At 63.6% G+C, this 12,025-nt stretch carries 10 protein-coding genes and 1 riboswitch; of the genes, 9 read left to right on the forward strand and 1 reads right to left on the reverse strand.

All coding sequences use genetic code 11. The annotated features are described in order from the left end of the window. The first annotated feature begins 10 nt into the window (after nucleotides 1–10). Nucleotides 11–91, forward strand: a riboswitch (cyclic di-GMP riboswitch). A gap of 246 nt (nucleotides 92–337) precedes the next feature. From Pla108_RS14955 to Pla108_RS14990, 8 genes are all read left to right on the forward strand, one after another. Next, on the forward strand, nucleotides 338–514 hold the full coding sequence (locus Pla108_RS14955) for a Flp family type IVb pilin (protein WP_146445768.1): 177 nt from the start codon (nucleotides 338–340) through the stop codon (nucleotides 512–514). A 286-nt stretch (nucleotides 515–800) separates the two neighbouring features. Beyond that, nucleotides 801–1,373 carry an A24 family peptidase gene (locus tag Pla108_RS14960; protein ID WP_146445769.1) on the forward strand — a complete coding sequence of 191 codons (573 nt, stop codon included), beginning with the start codon at nucleotides 801–803 and terminating at the stop codon, nucleotides 1,371–1,373. A gap of 329 nt (nucleotides 1,374–1,702) precedes the next feature. Continuing rightward, entirely contained in the window at nucleotides 1,703–2,773 is a 1,071-nt protein-coding gene (gene cpaB, locus Pla108_RS14965) for a Flp pilus assembly protein CpaB (RefSeq protein WP_146445770.1), read from the forward strand. A 169-nt stretch (nucleotides 2,774–2,942) separates the two neighbouring features. Beyond that, on the forward strand, nucleotides 2,943–4,709 hold the full coding sequence (locus Pla108_RS14970) for a type II and III secretion system protein family protein (protein WP_197526594.1): 1,767 nt from the start codon (nucleotides 2,943–2,945) through the stop codon (nucleotides 4,707–4,709). Nucleotides 4,710–4,821: 112 nt separating this feature from the next. Then, entirely contained in the window at nucleotides 4,822–6,057 is a 1,236-nt protein-coding gene (locus Pla108_RS14975) for an AAA family ATPase (RefSeq protein ID WP_146445772.1), read from the forward strand. Between the two features lie 263 nt (nucleotides 6,058–6,320). Next, a complete protein-coding gene (locus Pla108_RS14980) occupies nucleotides 6,321–7,649 on the forward strand; it encodes a CpaF family protein (protein WP_146445773.1) in 1,329 nt (442 codons plus the stop codon). A gap of 99 nt (nucleotides 7,650–7,748) precedes the next feature. Continuing rightward, on the forward strand, nucleotides 7,749–8,726 hold the full coding sequence (locus Pla108_RS14985; RefSeq protein ID WP_146445774.1) for a type II secretion system F family protein: 978 nt from the start codon (nucleotides 7,749–7,751) through the stop codon (nucleotides 8,724–8,726). A 62-nt stretch (nucleotides 8,727–8,788) separates the two neighbouring features. Then, nucleotides 8,789–9,760, forward strand: a complete 972-nt coding sequence (locus Pla108_RS14990; protein ID WP_146445775.1) for a type II secretion system F family protein — start codon at nucleotides 8,789–8,791, stop codon at nucleotides 9,758–9,760. 92 nt (nucleotides 9,761–9,852) lie between these two features. On the opposite strand, the gene Pla108_RS14995 is transcribed toward Pla108_RS14990, so the two are convergent. Continuing rightward, nucleotides 9,853–11,091 (reverse strand): FG-GAP repeat protein, encoded by a 1,239-nt coding sequence (locus tag Pla108_RS14995; RefSeq protein WP_146445776.1) that lies wholly within the window; start codon nucleotides 11,089–11,091, stop codon nucleotides 9,853–9,855. A gap of 357 nt (nucleotides 11,092–11,448) precedes the next feature. On the opposite strand from Pla108_RS14995, the gene Pla108_RS15000 reads away from it, so the two are divergent. After that, on the forward strand, nucleotides 11,449–11,985 hold the full coding sequence (locus Pla108_RS15000; protein ID WP_146445777.1) for a hypothetical protein: 537 nt from the start codon (nucleotides 11,449–11,451) through the stop codon (nucleotides 11,983–11,985). The last annotated feature ends 40 nt before the right edge of the window (nucleotides 11,986–12,025 follow it).

A 12,025-nucleotide genomic window follows, 5' to 3' on the forward strand; every position in this document is an offset into this window, starting at 1 on the left:
GTATTAGTCCACTCGAGAAAGGCAAACCCGTCGTAAGGCGGGGGCGCAAAGCCAAGGGCCCCGTTTGTTCAGGGGAAGCCTGGCTGCCGATGGAATGCCCACGTCAATTGCATCGCAGGCGACGTGGGCGGAATGGATGCGCCTCACCAGGGTGATACGCAGGATTACGTTTAAACGACCGAAGCGCGACGCCCGGCGGGCTCACCCTCGACCTTAACCGGTCGGGGGGTCGCGATAGGTCAGCCATCGAGGGCCCCGATGCCCTCGCCACTAGCAGGGCCGCGTCCCGCCCACCCCCACCTTCGCGGGCAGGCCCCTAAATCCGGAGAGGATTGTGATGAAGAATTTCGCTCAAAAGGTTCAACGGTTCCTCACCTCGGAAGACGGTCCCACGGCTGTCGAGTACGCGGTCATGCTGGCGCTCATTGTGATCGTCTGTCTGACCGCCATCCGATCGATCGGCACCAACGCGTCGCAGACATTCACCGATGTCGCGGCCGAGCTTGGTAGCTGATCCGACAGCAACGGCGACCCGGCCCTGCTAGCCTGGCGCTCTTTGATTACGATCCCGGCCGGTCCCTTCGGGGGCCGGCCGGGCTTTTTTATGCGCCGACCGCATCCGCGAGAGGTCCGGTTGTAGCGGTCCGCGACAGGAAGAGTCCCCGAACGTCGCCGGCCGCTCGCCTCCGCGTCGCGGTAGAGCGGGCTACGTTTCGTCGGCTCGCCGCTCCGCCCTGCCGGTAGCGGCCCCGAAAAAAAACCTCACGCCCCCACCTGACAACGCCCGCAGGCTGACGACCATGGACTTCGCTCAACTCGCCGACGCCCTTCAAGCCAACTGGCCCGTTTGGGTCGTCACCGTGACGCTGGTCGTCGCGGCGGTCATTGACGGGCTGCAACTGAAGGTGCCGAATTGGATTACCTTCCCGATGATCATCAGCGGTTGGGTCTTCAGCGCGACGCTTAGTGAGTACCCCGGCTGGGAAGGCCTCGTCTACAGCCTCATCGGCACGGCGGTCGGTCTGGGACTGCTGTTGCCGGCCTACGCGATCGGCGGCATGGGCGCCGGCGATGTCAAGCTGATGGCCGGTATCGGCGCCTGGGTCTGGGGCACCGTCACCGCCTACGCCTTCGCCGTCTCCGCGATTGTTGGCGCCGTCATCGCCATCGGCATGGTTCTGACCCAGAAGGGTTGGGACAAGCACCACAGCCAGTTTTGGTCGATCCTCAACGAGATTCTTACGATCAAAGACCCGGACCAGCTCGCCGCAATCGCCAAAGAACGGAAGCCCCGCATGATGCTGCTCCCTTATGGCATCCCCATCGCGATTGGCACGATCGCCTACTTCGCGTGGGCCGGGATGCTGGTCTGAGGGACGAGGGGCTAGGGACGGGAGACGAGGGATTCGTCGGTCGTCGCTCGCTATCGGAAATCGGTAGGAGGCGTCTCCGACGCCGATCAAGGCATCCCAACCGCCACCGCGTGGTGCGCGAAATCGGCGTCGGAGACGCCTCCTACAAGCTCTGTGGGCTATTGGTTGTTTAGCGGACTGGCCGCTAGCTGACCGATGACCGCTTTCGTAATTCCTGGACCGGATAAGCCGGTTGTGCCGAAGTAACCGACGAGGCCCGCTTCGCAGCGGGATGCCCAGCGCTTGCTCGCTTCGAGCGGCCGCCCGGCGCCTCGTGGGGGGGAAACCATATGCGACCTAAATCGCTCATATTGCTCGTACTCGCGCTCGGCTGTGGCCTGGCGGCGTCGATCGGCATTAGCCGTGTCATGGACGCCAACGCCAACCGCCCGGCGATGCAGCTCGAGACAACGCCCATCTACGTGGCGTTGCACAACATCAATCTGGGCGACCCGATTGGCGCTAGCATGGTGGCCCTCGAAGAGTGGCCCGCCGACAAAGCGCCGAAAGGCTCGCTGACGTCGCTCGAGGACCTCGAGGGACGTCGGCCGCGGACGACGATCGTCGCTGGGACTCCGATCCTCGAGGCCCAGCTGCTCGCTCTGGGTGAGACGGCCGACCCCGTGGCGAACATCCCCGACGGCTTCCGTCTCTCGACGATCTCGGTGAACGCCGAGAAGGTGGCCGCTGGCCTGCTGAGCCCGGGTGACCGCGTCGACGTGCAACTGTTTATGGCCGCCAGCCAACGCGATAACGTCCCCTTCGCGACGACCCGCGTCATTCTGCAAAACATCCGCGTCTTCGCCATCGAGCAGGCCGTCCAACGGACCGCCGAAGGCGAAGAGGCCCGTGCGATTCCCAAGACAGTCTCCTTGCTGGTGACCCCGGAGCAGGCGAGCAAGCTCGACCTGGCCCAAAACCTTGGTGAGTTGAGCCTGATCCCGCGGAATCCCAATGACGAGACCGCCTCGGCGATGGTCGAGGTGACGATCGAAGACATCCTCGGCACCCGCTCCGAGAAGAACTCTCGCAAAGAAGAGCAAAACCGCGACGTGTCCGGTCCGCCCAAGCAGAGTCTGTTCGACACCGTTGTCGGCATGATGTCGCAGGCGGCGCAAGAGCGGCCCCCCTTCGAGATGACCATCGTCCAGGCCGAAGAGGTCTCGACGATGCGCTTCGATAGTCGCACCGGCGTTCCGCTGCAGGGCGAACAAGACAGCTACGCGGGCGCGCGCCCGAAGACGCCGGGATCCACCGCCAGCTATACGAGTGACGGCAAGATCGACTTCTCCGGGCCCCTCAAATCGACGGGGCCGCCGCCGAAGCCGGTTGATTTCCCGGTGCCGTTTGAAGGTGAATGACAAGTTGAGTTGCCGCAAGGCACAGAGGATAGCGACGAGGTAGCGCCACCAGCGGCGCCGGGCGGGCCAGGGATTGGCTCCGGCCGAGAGATAACCAATCGGGGGGATGGCCCGCGCCTCGGCTCGGGTCCAGGCGTCGTCCGCGACGCCGCAACAGGAAAGTACAAGGATGTACGACCTTACCGCCTACCGGACGCTCCGCTCCATGCGCGGGGTGCTTGTGTTGACGATCGTCGCCGCGGCTACCGCCACGGCTCCCAATATCGCACGAGCGCAGGGCCTCGAAAACGGCTCGGTCGTCCGCCGCATCGACGGCGCGAACGACAAGCTCGAGATCACGACCAATACGAGTCGGATTCTCACGCTCGACAAGAAGATCCCCAAGGTGCAGGTCAACAACCCCGAGTTGCTGGCCGTGACGCCCCTCTCGGCGACCGAGATCCAGGTCTCCGCCAAGAAGGCCGGCGTCACCCAGGTCAACCTCTGGGACGAGGACGGCGACATCCACACGGTGGATGTCTTTATCTACGGAGACGTCCGCGAGCTCGAACACGCCCTGGCGACGCAGTTCCCCAACTCGTCGGTCCGGGTCTATCGCTACAGCCAGAGCCTGGTCCTCACCGGCTTCATCGATCGACCCGACTACGTCGACCCGATCCGCCAGCTGGCCGAGGATTACGCCCCGAAGGTGATCAACAACATCGCCGTCGGCGGCGTGCAGCAGGTGCTGCTCAAGGTCAAGATCTACGAGGTCTCGCGGACCAAGCTGCGGCAGCTCGGCGTCGATATGGGTTACACCAGCGGCCACGGTTACTTCGGGACGAGCGTATCGGGCCTGATCAACAACGTCGGGTCGGGCGGCAACCCGCTGGGACTCACGCAGGTAGCGTCCGGCGTTAAGGGCATCACCGACACGGCGGGTCAAACCGTCGAGTTCGCGGTGACCAACGGCAACGACGCCTTCTTTGGCTTCATTGACGCCCTGCAACGCAAGAGCATCGCAAAGATCCTTGCCGAGCCGAACATTGTCGCCGTTAGCGGTCGACCGGCCCAGTTCAATGAAGGCGGCGAAATCCCCATTATCGTGCCACAGTCGCTCGGCAACGTCGCGATCGAGTACAAGCCTTTCGGAACGCAGGTCGACTTCCTGCCGATCGTGCTGGGCAACGGCAAGATCCGTCTCGAGGTCCGTCCGCGGATCAGCGACCTCGATTTTGGCAACGCGGTGACGATCAACAACACCCAGGTGCCCGCCCTGACGGTCCGGCAAGTGGACACGGCCGTCGAGATGAACGCCGGCCAAACGTTTGCGATTGCCGGTTTGATTCAGCAGCGCAGCATCGGATCCAACGCCGGGGTGCCTTTCCTGGCTGACCTGCCGATCATCGGCGCCCCGTTCCGCCGTGTCTCGAGCGAGACCGAAGAGGTTGAGCTGCTGATTCTCGTTACCCCCGAACTGGTCGATGCGATGGAGCCGCACCAGGTTCCGCCGTGCGGACCGGGCATGGGGACGGTGTCGCCGTGCGACTGCGATCTGTACGTCGACGGCAAGTTGGAAGTGCCCAACTACTGCGGACCGTGCAAGAACGGCGGCTGCGGGTCGTGCCCAACCTGTGTCGCGGGGGGCTTTCCTGGACCGCCCCGTCAGTTGGTGAACGGCCACCAAGGCGGCCAGTCGATGGGCGGCGCGCCCACCCCGGCGATGGCCCCCTATCCGATGGAAGAATCGCTGCCAACGCCCATGGAAGGCCCGAGCCTCTACGATAGCAGCGACGCGGCCGCCGAGCCGGTGCGGAACGGACCGCCCGCCCACTACCGGGCGGCGGCGCCCCCGTCGCTCGTGCGGCAGGCCTCGCGGCCTTACCAGCCGGCCGCCGGCAGGGCGACCGTCAGCGATTCCGGTTTAATCGGTCCGGTCGGTTATGACGAAGATTGACACGCCGCCAATTTGGCCGGCGCGCTGTCTGGCGTGAGCTAACCTCTATTAGCCCAAGGCCCTGCGCCAGGTCTGTCGGAAGTCTTCGCCTCTACCGTATCGTCAGCAATCCATGTCCAACGTCTTGCGATTAGCGATCGTCGACCCCAATGACGGGGACCGAGAGGCGCTTAAAGCAACGCTGATGGGCCTCGACACCGTTTGGCTTGAGGCGGAGTGCTCGCGCTACGCGTTCTTCAAGGACGTCGTCGAAGAGACCCATCCCGATGTGGCGTTCATCTCGATGGACGCCGACCCGGAAAAGGCGATCGAACTCGTTGAAGAGCTCGCCCGTCAGAAGCCCGAGGTCGCTCTGTTGGTCGCGAGCAGTTCGACCGACGGCGCGATGATCCTCCGCTCGATGCGGGCCGGCGCCAAGGAGTTTCTCACCAAGCCGCTCCGCCCGGATGACTTGGCGACCGCGCTGCAGCGCATTGGCCGCACACGCTTTGGCGCCGAGGGAGCCGGCGCTGGTTCTTGCCGTGTCATCGCCGTCAGCGGATGCACCGGCGGCGTCGGCTCGACCAGCCTGGCGATCAACCTCGGCTGCGAGCTGGCCTCAAATCCAACCAACTCGGTCGTGGTCCTCGACCTCGACCTCGCGCTCGGCGACGCCGACGTCTATCTGGACACGATCCCTGAGTACACGCTCACCGACGTCGCCCAGAACATCGGCCGGCTCGACTTTACGCTGTTGAAGCGATCGCTTACGAAGCACTCGTCGGGCGTCTACCTGCTGCCGCGTCCGGTGCAGCTCGAAGACTCGAAGCTCGTCACGACCGACGATTTGACGCGTGTCATCAACCTGCTCCGGGCGACTTTCACGCACCTGATTATCGACACCTCGAAGGCCTACAACGAGCTCGACCTGCTCGCGATGGACCTCGCCAGCGACATCCTCATGGTCACGCAGCTTGACCTGCCGTGCCTGCGGAACGTCGTGCGGTTGATGATGTCGTTCGAGCAGCGTGGCGCCCTCCGTGAGAAGGTGAAGATCGTCGTCAACCGCGTCGGCCAAGGCGGGGCGTCGATCAGCGTGAAGAAGGCCGAGTCGACCCTCGGTCAGGACATCTTCTGGCAGCTGCCCAACGATTTCCGGACGATGATCGAGGTGCGTAACAACGGCGTGCCCCTCCTCGAGCAGGCGCCTAAGGCGCCGCTGACCCAGTCAATCCAGCAGTTGGCGCGCGAACTGACCGGCGGCTCGAGCGCCGGCGAATCCGATTCGGGCGCCAAGTCGGGCCGCAGCTGGCTCGGCCTGTGGGGCAAGAAGGGCGCCGCCGAAGAGCCGGCGTCCGCCGAGGGCTAAGACCCGCCCAACGGACGGGCGGACGGCGGACCTGAAACGGCCGCGCCCTCGGGGCCCGACAACGCCGGTTCAGCCGATCGTCCTACCGGTCGGTCGCGCCGGCGCAGCGATGCCGCTTATGCCGGTTAGCGTCTCTCTTCTTCAATCACGCGTCTGTCTTGCACCGCGCCGTCTAGGGTGAGCTACGCTTTTGCGGACCATTTCCCTCCGCCCTCAGCGGCAGGGGAAAGATGCTTTCGCGAAACAAGTAGCCGACGCCCCCCATGACGAAACTCAACACCCCCGCCTCGACCGCTCTCTCGTCGCAGGAGAAAGAGGCCGAGTTTGAAACGCTGAAGCGACGCATCCACTCGAAGCTGGTCGATAAGCTCGACCTGTCACGCGTGGGCGAATTGGAGGGCGACGTTCTCCGCCGCGAGATCCGCCTCGTGGTCGAGCACCTCTGCGACACCGAGGACACCCTCCTCAATCGCAAGGAGCGCGACCGTCTGGTCGATGAGGTCCTCGACGAGACCTTCGGCCTCGGCCCGATGGAGATGCTGCTGAAGGACCCGTCGATCAGCGAAATCATGGTCAACGGCCCGAAGAGCATCTTCGTTGAAAAGAACGGCAAGCTCGTCAAGACGCCGGTCACGTTCCGCGACAACAAGCACCTGATGCAGATCATTGACCGCATCGTGTCGCGGGTCGGCCGGCGTGTCGACGAGGTCTGTCCGATGGTCGACGCCCGCCTGCCGGACGGCTCGCGTGTGAACGCGATCATCCCCCCGCTAGCGCTCGACGGCCCGACGGTCACCATCCGGCGGTTCGGCTCGAATCCGCTGAAGCTCGAGGACCTGCTGAACTATCGCAGCCTGACGCCCGAGATGGTGATGCTGCTCGAGGCCTCGATGAAGGCCAAGTTGAACATCGTCATCTCCGGCGGCACCGGCTCGGGTAAGACGACGCTGCTCAACACGCTCAGCAGCTTCATCAGCAACGACGACCGGATCGTCACGATCGAGGACGCGGCGGAGCTCCAGCTCCAGCAAGACCACGTCGTGCGTCTCGAGACCCGGCCGCCGAACATCGAGGGCAAGGGACGCATCAGCGCCACCGAGCTGGTGAAGAACTCGCTCCGTATGCGGCCCGACCGGATCATCATCGGCGAGTGTCGTGGCGGCGAGACGCTCGACATGCTCCAGGCGATGAACACCGGCCACGACGGATCGCTCACCACCTGCCACGCGAACACGCCGCGCGACGCGATCGCCCGTATCGAGACGATGATCATGATGGCGGGCTTCGAAATGCCCATGAAGGCGATGCGGACCCAGATCGCCAGCGCCGTGAACCTGATCGTTCAGTCGAACCGCCTCCAAGGCGGGCCGCGCAAGGTGACCCACATCACCGAGGTGCTCGGCATGGAGCAAGACACCATCGTCATGCAAGACATTTTCCGCTTCGAGAAGACCGGCGTTGACCAGAACGGCCGGGCGATCGGCCGCTTTATCTCGACCGGCATCCGACCGAGCTTCATGGACCGGCTCGAGCAAGCGGGCATCCGCCTACCGGCGAGCACGTTCCGCGAGCGCGTCATGATGGAAGACTGAGGCGACCCACCGCTAGGACCGCGGCTACGAAACTCCGCGACGCAGCCCAAAGCCGACTCTCTCGCCAATCCGTAAACCGAACTCCCCGATCAGCCAACCATGTCCCCCCTCGTCATCACGCTACTGGTCTTCGGCGGCGTCACCGGCCTGGTGATTGCTGTCGCGATGCTATGGAGCGGCGATAAAGAAGCAGACGTCGAGGATCGGCTGAGCGCGCTGACCTCGGGCAAGGCGGTCAAAGGCCGCGGCGGAAAGGAATCGGGCGACAAGGAGAATGACCTTCTCGCGGCGACCTGGAACCGCGGCGCTGGCGCCTTCGAGCAGGCGCTCGCCAATCACCTCAACCTTGAGCGATTGTTTGCCCAAGCGGACGTCTCGTTCAGCGTTAGTCAGTTCCTGATGGCGTGTGTTGGGGCGGCCCTGTTGGGATTCTTCGCCCCCACCACGCTCGGGCTGCCGATCAAGTTCGCCCCGATCTGCTCGGTGGTGTTCGTGTTCATCCCATTCGCCTGGCTGATCATGAAGCGGAAGCGGCGGATGAAGAAGTTCGCCGCACAGCTCCCTGAGGCCCTTGAGCTGGTCGCCCGCGCGCTCCGCGCTGGGCACAGCCTCGGCGCCGGCATGAACCTGGTCGGCGCCGAGATGTCGCCCCCCATCTGTCAGGAGTTCAGCCGCTGCTTCGAAGAGCAGAACCTCGGCATGCCGCTCGACGAAGCGCTCGAGAACCTCACCGAACGGGTGCCGAACCTCGACCTGAAGTTCTTCGCGACGGCCGTCATCCTGCAGCGTCAGACCGGTGGCGACTTGGCGGAAATCCTCGACAAGATCGGCCGGCTGATCCGCGAGCGGTTCAAGATCTGGGGCCAAGTCCAGGCGCTCACGGGCGAAGGCCGCCTGTCGGGCATCGTGCTCCTGGCCTTGCCGCCCATGCTGTTTGGCGCCGTGTACCGGCTTAACCCGGACTACCTAATGCTGCTTTTCACCGACGACATGGGCAAGAAGATGCTCATCGGCGGGATCGTGATGCAGCTGCTCGGCGCTATCGTGATCCAGAAGATCGTGAATATCAGAATCTGACTCGAACTCCCTCCCCCAAAGGGGGAGGGGACCCACGGTTACCTACTGCCAACCGCCCGCCCATGATCCTCGCCGAACTGATCTCCAACGCCTTGATGGTCAAGCTCGCCGTTTTCGGCGCAGTGGCGGCGGCGATGTGGATCGCGCTGGAGTATTTCGGCGGCTCGGCCAACGAGCGGACGTCCGAGCGGCTCGAAGAGCTTCGTGACCCAGGGGGCCGCAAAGCCTCGAAGGCGATCAAGCAGTCGGACAAGATGGCGAAGCTCATCGAGCAAGCGACGCCGAGGTTCGCCGCGCCCCTGCAGCCCAAGACAAAAGAAGAAGAAGGGAAGCTGAAGCAACGCCTCCAGCACGCCGGCTTCCGCGGCGAGACGGCGATCAGCGTCTTTCTCGGCGCCAAGCTGCTTTGCCTCGGGTTCGGCTTCATCGCCGGCGGCGGGGCCGCCTACTTCACCAAGGGGCTCACGCAAGAGGCGGCCATCATCACCGTCGCGGCCGCCGGCGTCATGTTCTTCCTGCCCGACGTCTCGATCTGGTTCATGAAGCGTTCACGCCAGGACAACATCTTCTACGGCCTGCCCGACGCGCTCGACCTGATGGTGGTCTGCGTCGAGGCCGGCCTCGGTCTCGACCAAGCGATGCGAAAAGTCAGCGAAGAGATGCGTAAGACGTACGGCGTTCTCGCCGAAGAGTTTGCGCTGTGCAATCTTCAACTCCAGATGGGATCTCCCCGCAACGAGGTCCTGTCCGAACTCGGCTCGCGCACCGGCGTCGACGACCTGAAAGCCTTGGCGGCGATCCTCGTGCAGGCCGACAAGTTCGGCTCGAGCGTCGCCCAGGCGCTCCGGGTGCAGAGCGACTCGATGCGGACCCGCCGCAGTCAGATGGCTGAGGAGAAGGCCGCCAAGACCGCGGTAAAGCTGATCTTCCCGCTGGTGATCTTCATCTTCCCGGCGATCTTCGTCGTCCTGGTCGGACCCGCGGCGATCACGATGATCAACGAGATGTTCCCTGCGATGAACGGCGGGGGCTGACCCCCACTCCTCGTCGTCAGAAGAGACGTCGGAGTCGCGGCAATCACCTCTGGTCCGCACAGGCCAATACTGAAGACTTAGCCGAAGCTGCGTCAGAGACGTCGCCGTGGACAGAACGCTACGGCTAACGAACCGAGCCACATCGCCGATGGCTCTGGAACGGTAGAGAAAATGTAGGCGGCCCCTGCGAAATCGCCATTGTTGCTATCGCCTTCCGCCCCAATGATCGCAATCCCGTCGCCAATTGCAACCGAGGATCCAAAGTGGTCGAGCTCGCCTCCGAGATCCGCGCTAAACTTTGCAATCTGCCGGACCGTCGGTACCTCGAAAAGGTATGCTGATCCGGAATCGAGACCTTTCTCGTCCTCATAGCTTGCACCAACGAGGGCGAGACCTCCGCTGATCGCAACCGATCTACCAAAACGGTCATCAGTCGATCCATCGTCGGCCACGATCTTTGCGAGCTGTGTACCCGTCGCGACGTCGAACAGATAGGCGGCGCCGCTGCGTCCACTGTGGCCGTAAGCACCCACTAGGGCGAGGCCGCCATCGATTGCGACGGATTCCCCGAATCGGTCCATCTCGGCGCCGTCTTGGGGCGTGAGTTTCGCAATCTGAACGCCGGTCACCGCATCGAATAGGTAGGCCGAACCTGAGTCCTCGCCGTTGTCGTCATCTTGAGGCGATCCAATGATCGCAATGCCATTGGAGATCGCCGCCGACGTTCCGAAGTAATCCTGAGGCGCGCCATCGTCCGGACTTAGCTTGGCGAATTGAGCGCCGGTCGAAAGGTCAAACAAGTAAGCCGAGCCGGACGCAAGGCCATTGTCATCGTCACCTCGGGCGCCGATAAGTGCGACGCCACCATCGATTGCAACCGAGGCTCCAAACTCGCCATCGCTTACCGGGTCGGCTGGGGAGAACTTGGTGAGTTGTTCGAAAGTAGCCGTGTCGAACAAGTACGCCGAGCCCGAAGAAAAAAAGACGTCGCCATCTCCTGGAGCGCCTAGGAGCGCCAAGCCATTGTTGGCTGCAACGGACGATCCGAACTGGTCAAAGAAGCCACCATCATTCGCAGTGATCTTCTTAAGCTGGGTCCCGGACGAAACATCGAACAGGTACGCCGATCCGGAGAAGAAGTCATTGTCTTGGTCTCGGAAAGCCCCCACGACGGCGATTCCGCTATCAACTGCTACCGCTGCCCCAAAGTAGTCGAGCTCCGCGCCATCGTCGGGCGTTAGTTTAAAGAGCTGGTTACCTAAGTCAGCCCACGCAGGCGTTATCAGGACCGCTAAGGCAATGGGAGCGAGGGTGATAGGGCGCAAATTCACGAGGCACTCCTGGGGGCGTGAAAATCAATCGTTGCAGCTCAAGTCAGGAAAGGCGGGGTCCTAACGACCCTTACGACCTCAGTGAGATTGTAGACAGCGGTGACAGCACTCAACAAGTTTACCGCTAACCGCTCAGGGGTGTCTCCCTCCGACGCAGTCGCCTGTGACTCGCGAGCAGTGCTAGCGACGCCGAAAGTAGGCGGTCTACGTCGTCCAAACCGGTCGTTCTCGAAGCTCCGCAGCCGCCGGCTACGCCGACCGATACCCACAGGCAGGGATCAGCCCGCGCCGATGGCGTCCGGCGCCCCTTTGTCCGGGGCTCGTCCTCGGGGAGCAGTTCCAAGGATGGAGCGAACGATGAAGCGGACCCTGCTTGCTGTCGCCGCCCTGGCCGCCGCCGTCCCTGCGGACGCGTTCTGGCTTGGCGAGTTCTACTGCTACCTCGAGCAGCGCCGCGCCGAGCAAAACGCTTGGCCCGCGCAGTACGTCGAGCAGGACCGCCGTAACGCCGCTGCGCCGTTCGACATCATGATCGAGAATGGCTGGCGCCGGCAGAACCTGCTCGGTTCGCACCACTTCAATGAGGACTGCACCCAGCTGACCCAAGCGGGCAGGCTGCGGGTGCAATGGATCCTCACCCAGGCGCCGCCCGAGCACCGCCAGCCCTTCATCGAGCGCTCGCTCGATGAGCAGACGACTCAGAACCGCATCGCGACCGTCAATGACTTCGCGATGCAGGTGGTCCGCGATGGCTCGTCGATCACCGCTCAAGAGACTCACTTGACGTCCGACGGTCGCCCGGCGGTGACGGTGGACTTCGTGAACACCCAGTTCCGCGAGAACATGCCGACTCCGACCTTGCCCGCCGCGACGCCGGCGGGGGCCTCCGAGTAAACGGCGTCTCTTACTAACCGCAACGCACGCACGCGCCGCC

The organism is Botrimarina colliarenosi, assembly GCF_007859955.1.
Lineage (GTDB): Bacteria > Planctomycetota > Planctomycetia > Pirellulales > Lacipirellulaceae > Botrimarina > Botrimarina colliarenosi.

Coding starts and splice junctions, on each gene's coding strand:
- Pla108_RS14990 (WP_146445775.1), top strand. CDS start 8,789: ATGATCCTCGCCGAACTGATCTCCAACGCCTTGATGGTCAAGCTCGCC.
- Pla108_RS14960 (WP_146445769.1), top strand. CDS start 801: ATGGACTTCGCTCAACTCGCCGACGCCCTTCAAGCCAACTGGCCCGTT.
- Pla108_RS14970 (WP_197526594.1), top strand. CDS start 2,943: ATGTACGACCTTACCGCCTACCGGACGCTCCGCTCCATGCGCGGGGTG.
- Pla108_RS14985 (WP_146445774.1), top strand. CDS start 7,749: ATGTCCCCCCTCGTCATCACGCTACTGGTCTTCGGCGGCGTCACCGGC.
- Pla108_RS14955 (WP_146445768.1), top strand. CDS start 338: ATGAAGAATTTCGCTCAAAAGGTTCAACGGTTCCTCACCTCGGAAGAC.
- Pla108_RS14980 (WP_146445773.1), top strand. CDS start 6,321: ATGACGAAACTCAACACCCCCGCCTCGACCGCTCTCTCGTCGCAGGAG.
- cpaB (WP_146445770.1), top strand. CDS start 1,703: ATGCGACCTAAATCGCTCATATTGCTCGTACTCGCGCTCGGCTGTGGC.
- Pla108_RS14975 (WP_146445772.1), top strand. CDS start 4,822: ATGTCCAACGTCTTGCGATTAGCGATCGTCGACCCCAATGACGGGGAC.
- Pla108_RS15000 (WP_146445777.1), top strand. CDS start 11,449: ATGAAGCGGACCCTGCTTGCTGTCGCCGCCCTGGCCGCCGCCGTCCCT.